Source organism: Burkholderia sp. APQ4-4ca, from assembly GCF_057837105.1.
The window spans coordinates 1-16,467 of sequence record NZ_JBYQCG010000236.1 but is presented as its reverse complement, the minus strand read 5'-3'; the positions used below and the strand labels follow the sequence as shown (position 1 = coordinate 16,467).

Below are 16,467 nucleotides of genomic sequence, written 5' to 3'. Positions count from 1 at the left end.
CATGACCCAGATCTACCTGAAACCGAACGTCGTCTTCGAACCGCTGATCAATCAATGGTATGCGTGGACTTTCCTGCTGCAGCCCGCGACCTGCGCGCTGGTGATGAAGCAGGTGCATCTGCGCATCATGGAATCCTTCATCCGCGCGCCGGAGCTGCATCGGCGTTCCGCCGCGAAGATGGCCGGCGGCCCGTTTCTCAACGGCGGCCGCGAGCGCGTGCCGGCGGTCGACGCGCTGATCCGCGAGACCCGCACGCGCGCCGCGCCGCTGCTGGCGCTGGCGGACGCGCTGCGCGAGCTCGACGAACTGCTCGCGCGGGAAGGGGGCGGCGATACGCTGTCGCCGCTGTATGCGAAGGTGCCCGAGCCGTTGAAGGGATTCGTCGAGCTGGGCTACGACCTGCGCGGCCACGCGTCGTACCGGCTGTTCGAGCGGCTGCTGTACGACAGCGCCGGCTACCTCGACGCGCTGCAGAGTGTGAACGGCTTTCTCGCCACCAGCGACGACCGGAGCTTCATGCTGAGCACGCCGCGCTTTCCGGACGAGCACATGGTGCAGATTCGCCTGCCGTTTCGCGACGCGCTGTACGACGAGCTGTTCGCGGCCCGCCACACCGGCGCCGCGCCGGACCTGGTCGACCGCCTGCTCGCGCACGCGGAGGGCGGCGCCGCGCGGCGCACGGCGCTCGAAACCTGGTTCACCGACGCGCCGCCGCCGCGCCCGCCGGCGGCACCGGCGCGCGGGCAGCCGGTGCGGGTGCGCTACTTCAACCATGCGACGGTCCTGGTCGAAACCGCGGCATTCTCGCTGCTGACCGATCCGATCGTCGGCTATCCGCTCGGCCAGGGCGACGATCCGTTCACGTTCGCGGATCTGCCCGAGCGCATCGATTACGTGCTGCTGACCCACAACCACCAGGATCACATCGTGCTCGAGAGCCTGCTGCAGCTACGGCACCGGATCGGCACGCTGGTGGTGCCGCGCAGCCACGGCGGCTTCCTGCAAGACCCGTCGATCCGGCTCGCGCTCGAAGCGTGCGGGTTCGAGCGGGTGATCGAGGTCGGCGAGCTGGACATCGTGCCCGTGCCCGGCGGCGAGATCGTCGCGCTGCCGTTCCTCGGCGAGCACGGCGATCTGCATATCGCCGCGAAGATGGCGTTCGCGCTGAAGGTGGACGGCAAGAGCATGCTGTTCGCGGCCGACTCGAACAACCTGCAGCCGGAGCTGTACCAGCGCATCGCGCGGCGCATCGGCCGGATCGGCACGCTGTTCATCGGCATGGAATGCGAAGGCGCGCCGATGTCCTGGCTGTACGGCGCGCTCCTGAACGAGCCGCTCGGGCGGCAGTTCGACCAGAACCGCCGCCTGAACGGCTCCGATTGCGAACGCGCGTGGCCGCTGGTCGAGTGCTTCGCGCCGCGCCAGGTGTTCGTCTACGCGATGGGCGCGGAGCCGTGGCTCAAGTTCATCTCCAGCATCGAATACGCGCCGACCTCGCTGCCGATCGTCGAATCGGACAAGCTGATCGCCCGCTGCCACGCGCACGACATCCAGTCCGAGCGGCTGTACCTGAAGAAGGAAATCGTCCTTTGAGCGCGGGCGGCCGCGGGGCCGCCCGCATCGTCTCGTCCAATCGTCGAACCAGGAAACCCTCCCCCATGCCGGATCGTCGTCCGTCCCGTGTCGCTACCGCCGTCAAGATTCTCGCCGTCGCCGTCATGCTGTTGCTGGCCGTTGCCGTGGGCCTGCTGTATTGGGCGCTGCCCGCCGCGACCGGCTATGCATCGCATTACCTGTGCGTGCGCGTGCTCGCCGGCGGCGCCGGCAGCGACGGCGATGCGCGCACCGTGTTCGCGCGCGAGGTGCGGCCGATCAACCCGTTGTTCGACTTCGTCACGTACCGGATCGACCGTGCGCGGCAGACCGTCGAGGCGGCCGGGCTCGGCGTGCTGCGCTCGACGGTCGCGTTGTACCGGCCGGGCCTCGGCTGCACGATCGCGCCGGCCGACGCGCTCGACGCGTTGCGCGTGGAGGGCGAAGGCCTCGCGCTGCCGGGCGCGGCGGCCGGGGCCGACAACCTCGACGATGCCGCACCGTCCGATCCGCCGCCGGCGCTGCGCGCCGTGCTGGATCGCGCGGTGGCGGAGCCGGCGCCCGGATCGCTGCGCAACACGCTGGCGGTGGTCGTGCGGCAGGACGGCCAGCTCGTCGGCGAGCGGTACGCGCCGGGCGTCACGGCCGACACCCCGTTGCTCGGCTGGTCGATGACGAAGACCGTCATCGGATTGCTGGCGGGCGTACTGGTCCGCGACGGCAAGCTGACGCTCGCGCAGGATCGCCTGCTGGACGACTGGGCGTCGTCCGGCGATCCGCGCCAGGCGATCCAGTTGCGCAACCTGCTGCAATGGACGAGCGGGCTGGACTACCAGGAAGGCTATCTGCCCGGTTCGGACACGACGAAGATGCTGTACCAGTCGACCGACATGGCGCGCTTCGTCGCGAGCCGGCCGCTGAAGGTCGCGCCCGGCCGCGAGGTCGACTACCAGAGCGGCGGCAGCGTGCTGGTCGCGAAGATCATCGCGCGCGCGGTCTCGCCGCGGCCGCTCGACGTCGTGCCGTTCGCGCGGGCGCGGCTGTTCGAGCCGCTCGGCATCCGCACCGCGATGATGGAGCCCGACGCGTCGGGCACGCTGGTCGGCAGCAGCTACATGCTGGCATCGGCGCGGGACTGGTCGAGGCTCGGCGAGTTGATCCTGCAGCACGGCGTATGGCGCGGCGCGCGCATCGTCGACGAGGACTGGGTGCGGTTCATGGCGACGCCCGACGCGACACGGCACGACGGCCGGCTCGGCGCGCATCTGTGGCTGAATGCCGGCGCCGGCGGCGCGCGCCGGTTTCCGTCGCTGCCGGAGGACCTGATGATGATGGACGGCTTCAATCACCAACTGGTGGTGATCGTGCCGTCGTGCCGCGCGGTCATCACGCGGCTGGGCGCGACGGTGGACCACAGCTGGGACACCGAACGCTTCGTCGCCGACGTGATGGCGAGCCTGCCGGGCTGCGCCGGCCCCGCAACCACGACCGCTGCAAGGGAAGCGAATCATGAAGATCACCGTACGTGACGCAGTGGCCGCCGATATGCCGGCCCTGCGCGAGCTGTTCCTGCACTCGCGCCGCGAGACCTTCGTCTGGCTGCCGGCCGGCGCGTTCCAGCTGGCCGACTTCGAGGCCCAGACGGAAGGCGAGCGGCTGAGGGTCGCCGACGACGGAAGCGGGCGGCTCGCCGGCTTCGTGTCGGTCTGGGAGCCCGACCATTTCATCCATCACCTGCACGTGTCCCGGCCGCACCACCGAAGCGGCGTCGGCCGCGCGCTGCTGCGCGCGCTGCCGGGCTGGCCGGCCACCCGCTATCGGCTCAAGTGCCTGCGCGCCAACGTGCCGGCGCGGGCGTTCTATGCGGCGTGCGGCTTCGTCGAGATCGGCGCCGGCAGCGCGGAAGACGGCGAGTACCTGCTGCTCGAGTCCGGCGACAAGGACGGCCGATGACCGTCCACCTGCGGTACTGCCTGCAGCAGGCGGCGTTGTGGGGCACCTTCGGCCTCGTGCTGCCGGTCGTCACGCTGTTCCTGCTGCACAACCATTTCACGCTGTTCGAGATCGGGCTTTACGCGGCGCTGTTCAGCCTGTCGACCATCGCGCTGGAGCTGCCGTTCGGCGCGATGGCCGACCGCGTGGGTCGCATCCGGACCTACCGCGTATCGCTGCTGATGAACAGCGTCGGCTGCGCGCTGATGCTGTGCTTCAGCCAGAAGCCGATGCTGTACCTCGCGGCGGCGAGCTTCGGCATCGCGCGCGCGATGAGTTCCGGGACCGTCGACGCATGGTATGTCGGCCTGCTGCGCGAGCACGGCGAAACGAAGCGGATTCCGTATTTTCTCGGCCGCGCGGAGCTGGCCTCCGCGCTCGGGCTGGCGAGCATGTCGCTGGTCGGCGGCCTGCTCCCGGACCTGGTCGGCAGCCGGCTGTTCGACAACCCGTACAAGATCGGCCTCGCGCTCGCATGCGGCTTGTTCATCGTGCTGCTGGGCCTCACGTCGTGGTTTTTCGCCGAGGCGGAGCAGGCGCCGCACGAGGCGGTGCCGGCCGGCAGGATCCTCGACGATCTTCGCGAACTGGTCCGGTTCACGTGGCATGGCGGCGCGGTGCGGCCGCTGATCCTGCTCTGCATGCTGCTCGGCGGCGTCGTGTCGGTGCTGGAGAGCTACTGGCCGGTCGTGTTGAAGACGCTCGTGCCGATGCATGGCGCGACCTGGGCGTTCGGCCTGTTCCTCACGCTGATGCTGGTCGTGAAGGGCGCGGGCGGCTGGGTGTCGTATCGCGTGATGAAGCAATGCGCCGCGCGGCCGGCGCTCGCCGTGACGCTGCCGTTCGCCGGGCTCGCCGTGAGCCTCGTGCTGACGCGCTGGGCGAATCACGTCGTCGCGTTCGGCGTCGTGCTGAGCGGGGTCGCGCTGTGCCTCGGCATCGCCGGCGCGGTGGTCAACGCGGTGCTGCATCACCGCACGCCCGATGCGCTGCGATCGCGCGCCGTCTCGTTCTTCTCGCTGGTGTTCCAGCTCGGCAGCATGATCGCGTCGGTCCTGCTCGGCTACCTGGTCAGCCAGTGGGGCGTGCAGGCGGTGTGGTGCGGCGTCGGCGTGCTGGTCGCGGCGGCGTCCGGATACGGCGCCACGATCGGCGGCTGGACCGCCGACCCGGTGGAAGAGGCGAAGGCGACCGCGCGCGTGTAGCGCCGGGCGCGCCGGTTCGATTCAGGTGCGATGCGTCATGCGGTAGCGGCAATCTTTTTCGTTTGTCACCCCACGATAGCCAAGGAGAGCGACTTTGAAACAGGAGATGCGCAATGCGATTCACGACACGCTGGATGCGCTCGTGTCGCAGTACGGGAGGGCGGAGCTCGAACGCGTGATCGCGTTCGTCGACATCAATACGGGGCGGGTTCCGTTGCCCGTGTTGCCGAAACATCAGCGGCCGCTGCTGTTTTATTTCCCGGGGCTCGACGGAAAGCCGTGGTACGAGGCGTCCGATTATCCGGAGCTCGAAGCGTTCACGTCGACGCTCGAGGCGTCGGTCGACGTGCTGCGCGAGGAGTTTCTCGCGCAGGTGACCACGCCGATGCTGCTGCCGTACGAAGAGCAGGTGGCGGGACGGTTCGAGTCGATCCGGCGCAACGACTGGGGGTCGTTCTATTTCCGGCGCAAGGGCGAGCCCGAGGTCGAGGAGAATTGCCGCCGCTGCCCGCGCACCGCGGCGCTGATGCGCGAGGTGCAGGATTTCCTCAGCCCGAGCGGCGCGTTCATCTTTTCGGTGATCCAGGGCGGCACGCGGATCCCGCCGCATTCGGACACGACCAATCTCAAGCTGACCTGCCAGCTTCCGCTGATCGTGCCGCACGGCTCGCGACTGCGCGTCGGCGACGAGACGCGCGAGTGGCCGGACCGGCGCGCGATCATTTTCGACGATACGTTCGAGCACGAGAGCTGGAACGACAGCGACGAGCCGCGGGTTTGCCTGCTGGTCGATATCTGGCATCCGGGCATCACGCGGATCGAGCGGGACGCGGTCGAGCGGCTCGATGCGGCGATCAGCCAGCATCTCGGCCAGGATTTCCGGCCGCCTTGGGCCGAAGCGGCCGCGGCGTAACGCGGGGAAGGGCGGCTGGCTGGCGGCGGCCGCCTTTTCGATCAGCGACCGATAGCGGCTCGGGCAGGCGGGCATTCGGCGCCGCGCTCGGTTTTGCACCGGCGCGCGTGGGTGCCGGCCGCGCGCCGCGCCGAGGGAGGCGGCGGCACCGGGCATCTCGCGCCCGTTTTTTCGTGTCTATTGCGGGGGCGCGCGGAATCGAGCTCGACGGGCCGGAGCGGGAAGCCTTGCGGATATGGGCTCACCTCACGCGCACGATCGAAACTTAAACGAAATGTGACCCCTCGCCGCCGCAAAATTTTGCACAATGACGGCAGCGCGGCTTTCCTCCGCGCTTCGACCCGGGCCGATCGCCCGCCGACCACCGTGACCGAGCCCCGCTCCGACGTGCCGCCGCCCACCGCCATGGACCAACCGAAACGCATCCTGATCGTCGAGGACGACGCCGACATCGCCGACGTGCTGAGCCTGCACCTGCGCGACGAGCGCTACGAGGTCGTGCACAGCGCGGACGGCGCCGAAGGGCTGCGTCTGCTCGAACAGGGCAACTGGGACGCGCTGATCCTCGACCTGATGCTGCCGGGCGTGGACGGCCTCGAGATCTGCCGCCGCGCGCGGGCGATGACGCGCTATACGCCGATCATCATCACGAGCGCGCGGTCGAGCGAGGTGCACCGGATCCTCGGCCTCGAACTCGGCGCCGACGACTACCTCGCGAAGCCGTTCTCGGTGCTCGAACTCGTCGCGCGGGTCAAGGCGCTGCTGCGGCGCGTCGATGCGCTCGCGCGCGATTCGCGGATCGACGCGGGCACGCTCGACGTCGCGGGGCTCGCGATCGACCCGATCGCACGCGAGGCGAGCGTCGACGGCGCACGCATCGACCTCACGCCGCGCGAATTCGACCTGCTGTATTTCTTCGCGCGGCACCCGGGCAAGGTGTTCTCGCGGATGGACCTGCTCAACGCCGTGTGGGGCTACCAGCACGAAGGCTACGAACATACGGTCAACACCCACATCAACCGCCTGCGCTCGAAGATCGAGGCCGATCCGGCCGAGCCCGTGCGGATCCTCACCGTGTGGGGGCGCGGCTACAAGCTCGCCGCGCCGGGCCAGCGGGACGCATGATGCGGCTCACGCTCACCCGGCGGCTGTCGCTCGTGTTCTCGATCCTGCTGCTCGCGTGCTCGGGCGCGTCGGCGTGGCTGCAGATCCGTGCGAACGACATGCGCGAGAAGGAAGTCGTGCAGGCGCTGTCGCGCGACCTGGCCGCCAACATCGCCGGCAGCGCGCCGCTGATGGATGCGAACGGGCTGCGCGCCGACGCCGTGCGCACGTTGTTCGGCCAGTTGATGGGCGTGAACCCGAGCGTCGAGGTGTACCTGCTCGACAACGCGGGGCGCATCAAGGGCGACGATGCGCCGCCCGGCCACGTGAAGCGCGACCGCGTCGATCTCGCGCCCGTGCAGCGCTTCATCGCGGGCCAGCCGCTGCCGATCCTCGGCGACGATCCGCGCAGCCCGGACGCGCGCAAGGTGTTCAGCGCCGCGCCGCTGCAGCGCGCGGGGCAGCCGCCGTCGGGCTACATCTACGTGGTGCTGCAGGGCGAGGCGCACGACCGGCTCGCCGCGCGCGTCGACGCCGGCAACGTGCTGCGCACGACGCTGTGGTCGATGGCGATCGTCGCGCTGCTCGGCCTGCTCGCGGGCCTCGTCGCATTCGGCTTCATCACGCGCCCGCTGCGCCGGCTGACGGCCGCGATGCGCGACTTCGACGCGAACGGTGCGCCCCGCGCGCCGGATGGGCTGGACACGCCCGACACGCCGCCGCCGCCGGTGCTGCACTTGCCGCCCGGCCGGCGCGGCGACGACATCGCGGTGCTCGAATCGGCGTTCGCGCAGATGGCCGACCGGATCGGCGACCAGTGGCGCGCGCTGACGCGCCAGGACCAGCAGCGGCGCGAACTGATCACGAACATCTCGCACGACCTGCGCACGCCGCTCACGTCGCTGCACGGCTATCTGGAGACGCTGTCGCTGAAGGCCGACACGCTGCCCGAGCCCGAGCGGCGCCGCTACCTGTCGATCGCGCTCGCGCAGAGCGCGAAGGTCGGGCGCCTCGCGCAGGCGCTGTTCGAACTCGCGCGGCTCGAATCGGGCGGCGTGCAGGCCGAGCGCGAGCCGTTCTCGCTCGTCGATCTCGTGCAGGACGTGTTCCAGAAATTCGAGCTGGCCGCGCAATCGCGCGGCGTCGCGCTGCATGCGCGGATGCCGCCGCGCGTGCCGGTCGTGTCGGGCGATCTCGGGATGATCGAGCGCGTGCTGACCAACCTGCTCGACAATGCGCTGCGGCACACGCCTTCGCACGGCGAGGTCGAGATCGAGATCGCGCCGGCGCCGTCGGGCGACCGCGTGATCGTGACCGTGTCGGATACCGGGGAAGGAATTCCGGCCGCACGCCGCGAAGGGCTGTTCCAGCGGCCGCAGCGGCCGACGGGCGGCGGCACGGCGACGAGCGGCGGGCTCGGCCTGTTGATCGTGCACCGGATGCTGGCGCTCAACGGCAGCGGCATCCGGCTCGTCGACCGGGCCGGGCGCGGCGCGGTGTTCGAGTTCGCGCTGGCGGTCGCGTCGCCGGCGGCGGGCGACGGCACGCGCTGACCGCGCTCGGCAGGCGCTACTTGCCGCGCTTGCGCCGCACGTCGGTCGGCGTCGTGCCGGTCCAGCGCTTGAACGCGTGGCGGAATCCCACTGCATCGCTGAAGCCGAGCGTCAGCGCGATGTCCTCGGTGCTGAGCGTGGTCGTGCCGAGATAGTCGATCGCGAGCGCCTTGCGCACGCTCGTCAGCAGTTCGCTGTACGACGTGCCTTCGGTTTCGAGCTTGCGGCGCAGCGTGCGCGACGTCATGCACAGGCTCTCGGCGATCGCGTCGATGTCCGGGAATTGTCCCGGCGTGCGGGTGAGCTCCTCGTAGACGCGTCGCGTGATGCCCGACTGGCTGCGCAATGCGTCGAGCAACTGCGCGCAGTGGGACGACACCTGCGCGGCGGTGATCGGGTTCGCGAGTTGCGGCGCGCGCGCGAGCCATGCCGCCGGATAGCTGAGCACGTGATGCGGCTGGTCGAACGCGATCGGGCATTCGAGCGCGTCGGCCAGCCGCGCCCCGTGCGGCGGCCGCGGCTGCGCGAACTGCGCGCGCGCCGGCACGCACCACGCACCCATCACGTCCTTGATGATCGTTACGTGCAGCGCGAACTGCATGTCGATCAGGAAACGGTACAGCGGCTCGTCGAGATCGGGCAGCGCGACTTCGTGGCGGTCCGGAAACAGCCACGATGCGGTGTCGCCCTGTTCGACCCAGCGGATCGGCAGCATGCCGTTCGCGAGCCGGTGATATTTGACGGCCGCATCGAACGCGCGCGCGAGCGATTCCGAGCACAGCATCGCGTAGCCGTACATGCCGTAGCTCGACGCGCGCAGCAGGCGGCCGACGCGCACGCCGAGGTCGGTGCCGTCGTACCGGCCGACCGCATTGCGCGCGGCCGTGAGGAACTGCAGCGGCGACGTGAGCGTGAACGGGTCCGCGACGTCGGCCGGCGCGAGGCCGGTGCCGGCGAGCACCGTCGCCGGGTCGAGGCCGGCTTGCGCGGCCACGTCGACGAGCACGGCCAGCTTGGCCGGCGTGAAGCGCTGCTCGCGCAACGCGTGGGCGGAGGCGGCGTCCGGCAGCCGGGCGGGCTGGGCATGGGGCGGTTTCGAGAGCGCACTGCGCGGCATGGCGGGAGTCCTGCGTCCGAATCGATATCGTTGACGGCACGCCATTCTGCGCGGGAACGGCCCCATTCGCCACAGGGTTCACCCTGATGCACCGACGAAGCTGCCCGGGCGGGCAGGCGTTCGCCGTGCGATGTTGCGCAGGCACGCGCCGCGCCTGTCCGTTTCGATCATGTTTTCGGCCGCCCGAATCATTTGCAAAGCGCGTCGCGCGCGCGATAGTCGCCGGTCAGGCGGCGGCCCGCGTCCTTTGGGCGTGCAGGCCGCCGTGCGAACGGCACGCAGGCTGGCGTGCCGTCCCCAGAGGAGTGAGACATGACGAACAGACACTGGCTCGGGTCGTATGGCCCGATCCCCGCCGAGATCGACGCCGATCGCCATCCTTCCGTCAGCGCGCTGCTGGACGACGCGATGCACCGCTTCGCCGAGCGTCCGGCGTTCCATGCGCTCGGCCGCACGCTCACCTATGCCGACGTCGAGCGCCTGTCGAGCGCGCTGGCCGCGTATCTGCAGCAGGTCGTCGGCGTGCGCAAGGGCGACCGCGTGGCCGTGATGCTGCCCAACGTGCTCGCGTTTCCGGTCGTGTTCGTCGCCGTCGCGAAGATCGGCGCGGTCCAGGTCAACGTGAATCCGCACTACACTGCGCGCGAGCTCGCGCATCAGCTCAACGACGCGGGGGTCGAGGTGGCGATCGTCTGCGGCGGGTCGATGGGCACGTTCGCGGACGTGGTCGGCGGCACGCGCGTGCGCACCGTGCTGAGCGTGGGGCGCGACGATCTCGGCGTCGTCGATGCGCCGGCCGGCGCGTGCGACGCGCTGCCGCCCGGCTCGACCGCGCTCGCGCACGCCATCGCCGCCGGCGAGTCGCTCGCGTGCGAGCCGGTTGCGCTGAGCGGCGCGGACCTGTTGCTGCTGCAGTACACGGGCGGCACGACCGGCCTGTCGAAGGGCGCGGCGCTGTCGCATCGCAACCTCGTCGCGAACGTCGCGCAGTTCGGGGCGATCGTGCCGGCCGCGCGCGTGCCTGGCGAAGAGGTCGTCGTCACGGCGATCCCGCTGTATCACATCTTCGCGCTGACGGTGAACTTCCTGTCCTACTTCGCGATCGGCGCGCAGAACTGGCTCGTCGCGAACCCGCGCGACATGGACGGCTTCATCGACGTGCTGAAGGCCGCGCGGCCGACGGTGTTCGTCGGCGTGAACACGCTGTACGCGGGGCTTGCCGGCCATCCGCGGCTGAAGGAAGTCGACTGGTCGCGGCTGAAGCTGTCGGCCGGCGGCGGCGCGGCGGTGATCGACGTGATCTCGGCGCGCTGGAAGGCGGTGACGGGCAATTTCATCCGCGAAGGCTACGGGCTGTCGGAAACGTCGCCGGTCGTGTCGTTCAACCCGCAGGCGATCGACCGGTTCACGGGCACCACGGGCCTGCCGCTGCCGTCGACCGACGTGAAGCTGCTCGACGACCAGGATCGCGAGGTGGCGATCGGCGAAGCGGGCGAGATCTGCGTGAAGGGGCCGCAGGTGATGAGCGGCTACTGGCGGAAGCCGGACGCCAATGCGGCCGCGTTCACCGCGGACGGCTATTTCCGCACCGGCGACGTCGGCGTGTTCGACGCGGCCGGCTTCCTGCGGATCGTCGACCGCAAGAAGGACATGATCATCGTGTCCGGCTTCAACGTGTACCCGAACGAGGTGGAGGCGGTCGCGACCGCGCTGCCGGGCGTCGCCGAATGCGCGTGCATCGGCGTGCCGGACCCGCGCACGGGCGAGGCCGTCAAGCTGTTCGTGGTGCTCGCGCCGGACGCGGACGTGACCGAAGAGCAGCTCGTCGCGCATTGCCGCGCGAGCTTGGCCGCATACAAGGTGCCGAAGCTCGTGCGTTTCGTCGACCGGCTGCCGAAGTCGACGGTCGGCAAGATCCTGCGCCGGGAACTCAGCCGCACCGACTGATCGGCGCGACGCACCGCGCGGCTGCGGCTGCGCGGCCCCGTGCGCGGGAAGCCCCGACGCTGGCGCGCGGGCCGCTCAAGTACAATGCGGTCGGTTCGATCGACGGGGACGCGATGACCGGCTCAGATTCCCTTTCCGCCCGGCCCGGGCGTGCGCTGCCGTCGCCGAGCGCGACGGTGCCGATCTCGCTCGTCAACGGTTTTCTCGCGAGCGCGGGCGTGCAGCGCGACGTGGTCGAGCGCTACTTGCGCGGCGCCGGCATTCCGATCGAGCTGCTCGGCGAGCCGCACGCGCGCGTGACGGAGGAACAGTTCTCGACGCTGTACCGCACGCTCGCGATCGACCTCGACGACGAGATGCCCGGCATCTTTTCGCGCCCGTTGCGCGGCGGCACGTTGAAGTACCTGTGCCTGAGCCTGCTCGATGCGCGCAACCTCGAAACGGCGCTGCATCGTTTCGGGCAATTCTTCCATATCCTGCTCGACGACTTCTTCGTCGAATCGAAGCGCGACGAACTCGTCGCGCAGGTGCTGCTGCGCCCGAACGACGCCATCGGGCCGATCGGCGCGCTCGGCCAGGAGCTGATGCTCAAGCTCGTGCACGGCGTGTGCTCCTGGCTGATCGGGCAGAAGATTCCGCTGCTGCAGATCGAGTTCGCGTGCCCGCGGCCGCGCCATGCGGTCGATCACCTGTACTTCTTCACCGGCGCCGTGCAGTTCGACTGCGAGCGCACGCTGATGCGCTTCAGCGCCGATTATCTCGACGCGCCGATCCGGCAGAGCAAGCGCAACCTGCGCAAGTTTCTCGCGCGCGCGCCCGGCGACTGGATCTTCGAATCGTTCAGCGAACAACTCGTGTGCCATCGGGTGCGGCAGTACCTGTCGGCGGCGCTGCCGGATCTGCCCGTGATCGATCAGGCGGCCGAGCACCTGCATTGCTCGGTGCGCACGCTGAGCCGCCATCTGGCCGCCGAAGGAACGACGTTCCAGGTGCTGAAGGACGAGCTGCGGCGCGATATCGCGATCCAGCGGCTGACCGATACGCCCGACACGATCGCGGCGATCGGCGCCGATATCGGCTTCGACGACCCGAGCGCGTTTCATCGTGCGTTCCGGCACTGGACGGGCAGCACGCCGGGGACGTATCGGCGCCGCGCGTGACGTGAGGCGCCGGGGGCGCTGCGCTCCGCGGACGGCTCCCATAACCGGCTCCCTTCGCGCGCTCCCATGGCCGGCTCCCATCAACCCCCGACGTTCCGCCCGATGGCCACGCTTACATCGGCGGCGCGACGCCGTCCTTTTCGACGACGACGAATTTGCCGTCATAGACGCCGGTTGACTTGGGTGTGGCCACGGCGAACACCTTCTTGCCCGTCGTCAATTCGGCACGGGTCGCCGGAATCAGCGTCACGACGGGAACGTTGGTCGGCACGGTGACGGTATTGCTGCTGCCCTTGTATGAAAGTCTGAGATCGCGTCCGCTCTCCCGTACGCTCGGGGGGCAATGCGCAGGCGGGCGAGCCAATGCCGCGTCGTGTCACGGTTCGCGCGTGGGCTGCGCGGGCATCCGCGGTGCCGCGCTCACCCCGCATCGTCCGGCATACTGGTTGCTCGCCGATTCACCGAAGCCGGCTCAGGCCAAACCCTTATCCCATCGGTCGTTTCCGGCGACGCACGCGCATGCCGTGGCCGGTTTTGTCACCATGTGGGCCGGATATGACAATGGGAATCGGAATCCCCGGCGTTAGGATGGCCCATCACGTCGCCCGGCGCTGGCCGGTTTTGCCTTATCGGACCCCGTGGCGCCCCCTATTTCACCGCCTGATTGGAACATCGACCATGAGCTATAACGCCCCCGTCAAGGACATGCTGTTCGTGCTGAAGGAACTCGCGGGCATCGACGCCGTTGCGCAGTTGCCGGGTTTCGAGGATGCGGGTTACGACACGGCGCAGGCCGTGCTCGACGAATCCGCGAAATTCTGCGGCGAGGTGCTGGCGCCGCTGAACGTTGAAGGCGACCGTAACCCGAGCAGCTGGAAGGACGGCGCCCCCCCCCCACGCCGGGCTTCGGCGCAGCGTTCCGCCAGTTCGTCGAAGGCGGCTGGCAGGGGCTGCAGCATCCGGCCGAATACGACGGCCAGGGCCTGCCTAAGCTGATCGCGACGCCGTGCATCGAGATGTTGAACGCATCGAACCTGTCGTTCGCGCTGTGCCCGCTGCTCACCGACGGCGCGATCGAGGCGCTGCTGACGGCCGGCACCGACGAGCAGAAGCAGCGCTACGTGCCGAAGCTGATCTCGGGCGAGTGGACCGGCACGATGAACCTGACCGAGCCGCAAGCCGGCTCCGACCTCGCGCTGGTGCGTTCGCGCGCGGAGCCGCAGGGCGACGGCACGTACAAGGTGTTCGGCACCAAGATCTTCATCACGTGGGGCGAGCACGACATGGCGGACAACATCGTCCACCTCGTGCTGGCGCGCACGCCGAACGCGCCGGAAGGCGTGAAGGGCATCTCGCTGTTCATCGTGCCGAAGTTCATGGTCAACGACGACGGCTCGCTCGGCGCGCGCAACGACGTGCACTGCGTGTCGATCGAGCACAAGCTCGGGATCAAGGCGAGCCCGACGGCGGTACTGCAATACGGCGACCACGGCGGCGCGATCGGTTACCTGGTCGGCGAAGAGAATCGCGGCCTCGAATACATGTTCATCATGATGAACGCGGCGCGCTTCGGCGTCGGGATGCAGGGGATCGGCGTGGCCGACCGCGCATACCAGAAGGCCGCCGAATTCGCGAAGGAACGCGTGCAGAGCCGCCCGGTGGACGGCTCGGCCAAGCAGTCGGTGACGATCATCCATCACCCCGACGTGCGCCGGATGCTCGGCACGATGCGGGCGCTGACCGAAGGCGCGCGGGCGCTGGCGTATGTGGCCGCCGCGCACAGCGACATTGCGCACCGCCATTCGGACGAGGCGACGCGCGCGCGTCATCAGGCCATCTACGAGTATCTGGTGCCGGTCGTGAAGGGCTGGAGCACCGAGATGGTGAACGACGTGGCGAGCCTCGGCGTGCAGGTGCACGGCGGGATGGGCTTCATCGAGGAAACCGGCGCCGCGCAGTACTACCGCGACGCGCGGATCCTCGCGATCTACGAAGGCACGACCGCGATCCAGGCGAACGACCTCGTCGGCCGCAAGACGCTGCGCGACGGCGGCGCGGTCGCGAAGGCGCTGATCGCCGAGATCGGCGACACGTTCGCGGCGCTCGGCAAGATCGACGGCGCGGCGGCTGCATCGATGAAGGCGCAACTGGAGAAGGGCGCGCGTTCGTTGTCGGCGGTGGTCGACTACGTGCTCGCGAACGCGAAGCCGGACCCGAACGCGGTGTTCGCGGGGAGCGTGCCTTACCTGAAGCTCGCGGGCGTCGTGCTGTGCGGCTGGCAGATGGCGCGCGCGCTGCTGGCCGCGCACGCGAACCGCGCGAGCGACGTCGCGTTCTTCGATGCGAAGATCGCGATCGCGCAGTGCTATGCGGAGCACGTGCTCGTTCAGGCGAGTGCGCTCGAAGCGTCGATCGTCGGCGCGAAGGGCAACGAGAGCGTGCTCGCGTTGACGGAAGACCAGTTCTGACCGCTGACGGTCGGGACGCAGCAGGAGACAGGATTTTGACCACACAGGACTTGCTCGCGCAATACGGCCCGCGCGAATCGATGGAATACGACGTCGTGATCGTCGGCGGCGGCCCCGCCGGGCTGTCGGCGGCGATCCGGCTCAAGCAACTGGCCGCCGAGAAAGGCGCCGAGATCGGCGTGTGCGTGCTCGAGAAGGGTTCCGAGATCGGCGCGCACATCCTGTCGGGCGCGGTGATGGACCCGCGCGCGATCACCGAGCTGTTTCCCGACTGGAAGGAACGCGGCGCGCCGCTCGACGTCGAGGTGAGCGAAGACCGCTTCCTGTTCCTGTCCGAGAAGAGCGCCGTCACGACGCCGAACTGGGCGCTGCCGGACAACTTCAAGAACCACGGCAACTACGTGATCTCGCTGGGCAACGTGACCCGCTGGCTCGGCCAGCAGGCCGAGGCGCTGGGCGTCGAGATCTTCCCGGGCTTCCCCGCTGCCGAGATTCTCTACAACGACGACGGTTCGGTGAAGGGCGTCGCCACCGGCAACATGGGCGTCGGCAAGGACGGCGAGCCGACCGAGAACTTCCAGCTCGGCATGGAGCTGCACGCGAAGTACACGCTGTTCGCCGAAGGTTGCCGCGGCCACCTCGGTCGTCAACTGATCTCGACGTTCAAGCTCGACGCGAACGCCGATCCGCAGGCGTACGGGATCGGCATCAAGGAACTGTGGGAAATCGATCCGGCCAAGCACAAGCCGGGCCTCGTGATCCATACGGCCGGCTGGCCGCTGAAGTCGGACACGTACGGCGGCTCGTTCCTGTATCACATGGACAACAACCAGGTCGTGGTCGGCTTCGTGGTGGGCCTGGGCTACACGAACCCGTACCTGTCGCCGTTCGAGGAATTCCAGCGCTACAAGACGCATCCGTCGATTCGCGCGTTCCTCGAAGGCGGCAAGCGCGTGTCGTACGGCGCGCGCGCGATCACGGCCGGCGGCCTGCTGTCGCTGCCGAAGACGGTGTTCCCGGGCGGCGCGCTGATCGGCGACGATGCGGGCTTCCTGAACGCATCGCGGATCAAGGGCAGTCACGCGGCGATCAAGACCGGCATGCTGGCCGCCGACGCCGCGTTCGACGCGGTGCAGGCCGGCCGTCGGTCGGACGAGCTCAATGCGTACCCGGATGCGTTCAGGCAATCGTGGCTGTACACGGAGCTGTACCGTGCGCGCAACTTCAAGCAGTGGATGGCCAAGGGCCTGTACCTCGGCACGCTGATGGTCGGGCTCGAGCAGAAGGTGATGGGCGGCAACGTGCCGTGGACGCTGCATCATCAGCATGCGGACCACGAGATGCTGAAGCCGGCGTCGCAGTGCGAGCCGATCGAATATCCGAAGCCGGACGGCAAGCTGACGTTCGACCGGCT

At 69.2% G+C, this 16,467-nt stretch carries 11 protein-coding genes and 2 pseudogenes; 11 read left to right on the top strand and 2 right to left on the bottom strand.

Going from position 1 to position 16,467, the window contains the following annotated elements; translation table 11 throughout:
• Position 1: 1 nt before the first annotated feature.
• The 7 genes from AC3IFE_RS30475 to AC3IFE_RS30445 all read left to right on the top strand — a co-directional run bounded on the left by AC3IFE_RS30475 (position 2) and on the right by AC3IFE_RS30445 (position 8,361).
• Complete coding sequence (locus AC3IFE_RS30475; protein ID WP_489193943.1) at positions 2-1,594, top strand: MBL fold metallo-hydrolase; 1,593 nt, start codon at positions 2-4, stop codon at positions 1,592-1,594.
• A 65-nt stretch (positions 1,595-1,659) separates the two neighbouring features.
• Positions 1,660-3,123: a serine hydrolase domain-containing protein gene (locus tag AC3IFE_RS30470; protein ID WP_489193941.1), complete on the top strand. Its 1,464-nt coding sequence runs from the start codon at positions 1,660-1,662 to the stop codon at positions 3,121-3,123.
• Entirely contained in the window at positions 3,104-3,547 is a 444-nt protein-coding gene (locus AC3IFE_RS30465; protein WP_489193939.1) for a GNAT family N-acetyltransferase, read from the top strand. Before AC3IFE_RS30470 ends, AC3IFE_RS30465 begins: the two co-directional genes overlap by 20 nt.
• Positions 3,544-4,791, top strand: a complete 1,248-nt coding sequence (locus AC3IFE_RS30460; RefSeq protein WP_089471037.1) for an MFS transporter — start codon at positions 3,544-3,546, stop codon at positions 4,789-4,791. Before AC3IFE_RS30465 ends, AC3IFE_RS30460 begins: the two co-directional genes overlap by 4 nt.
• Positions 4,792-4,885: 94 nt before the next feature.
• Positions 4,886-5,704, top strand: coding sequence for an aspartyl/asparaginyl beta-hydroxylase domain-containing protein (locus AC3IFE_RS30455; protein ID WP_489193937.1), 819 nt, complete (start codon positions 4,886-4,888; stop codon positions 5,702-5,704).
• 405 nt (positions 5,705-6,109) lie between these two features.
• On the top strand, positions 6,110-6,829 hold the full coding sequence (locus AC3IFE_RS30450) for a response regulator transcription factor (protein WP_489193935.1): 720 nt from the start codon (positions 6,110-6,112) through the stop codon (positions 6,827-6,829).
• The gene (locus AC3IFE_RS30445; RefSeq protein ID WP_489193964.1) at positions 6,829-8,361 is read left to right on the top strand and encodes a sensor histidine kinase; all 1,533 of its coding nucleotides are present in this window, start codon (positions 6,829-6,831) and stop codon (positions 8,359-8,361) included. Before AC3IFE_RS30450 ends, AC3IFE_RS30445 begins: the two co-directional genes overlap by 1 nt.
• 16 nt (positions 8,362-8,377) lie before the next feature.
• On the opposite strand, the gene AC3IFE_RS30440 is transcribed toward AC3IFE_RS30445, so the two are convergent.
• Complete coding sequence (locus tag AC3IFE_RS30440; RefSeq protein WP_489193933.1) at positions 8,378-9,478, bottom strand: AraC family transcriptional regulator; 1,101 nt, start codon at positions 9,476-9,478, stop codon at positions 8,378-8,380.
• Positions 9,479-9,790: 312 nt separating this feature from the next.
• On the opposite strand from AC3IFE_RS30440, the gene AC3IFE_RS30435 reads away from it, so the two are divergent.
• On the top strand, positions 9,791-11,425 hold the full coding sequence (locus tag AC3IFE_RS30435) for an AMP-binding protein (protein WP_489193931.1): 1,635 nt from the start codon (positions 9,791-9,793) through the stop codon (positions 11,423-11,425).
• Positions 11,425-12,585: an AraC family transcriptional regulator gene (locus AC3IFE_RS30430; RefSeq protein ID WP_489193962.1), complete on the top strand. Its 1,161-nt coding sequence runs from the start codon at positions 11,425-11,427 to the stop codon at positions 12,583-12,585. Before AC3IFE_RS30435 ends, AC3IFE_RS30430 begins: the two co-directional genes overlap by 1 nt.
• 112 nt (positions 12,586-12,697) lie before the next feature.
• Here AC3IFE_RS30430 and AC3IFE_RS30425 read toward each other — a convergent pair.
• Positions 12,698-12,907, bottom strand: a pseudogene (locus AC3IFE_RS30425) (hypothetical protein); the annotation flags it as partial.
• 356 nt (positions 12,908-13,263) lie between these two features.
• Between AC3IFE_RS30425 and AC3IFE_RS30420 the strand changes: the two are divergent.
• Together AC3IFE_RS30420 and AC3IFE_RS30415 are read left to right on the top strand one after the other, a co-directional pair.
• A pseudogene (locus tag AC3IFE_RS30420) lies at positions 13,264-15,053 on the top strand (acyl-CoA dehydrogenase).
• An 80-nt stretch (positions 15,054-15,133) separates the two neighbouring features.
• The coding region (locus AC3IFE_RS30415) for an NAD(P)/FAD-dependent oxidoreductase (protein WP_489193960.1) at positions 15,134-16,467 on the top strand (1,334 nt) is incomplete at its 3' end.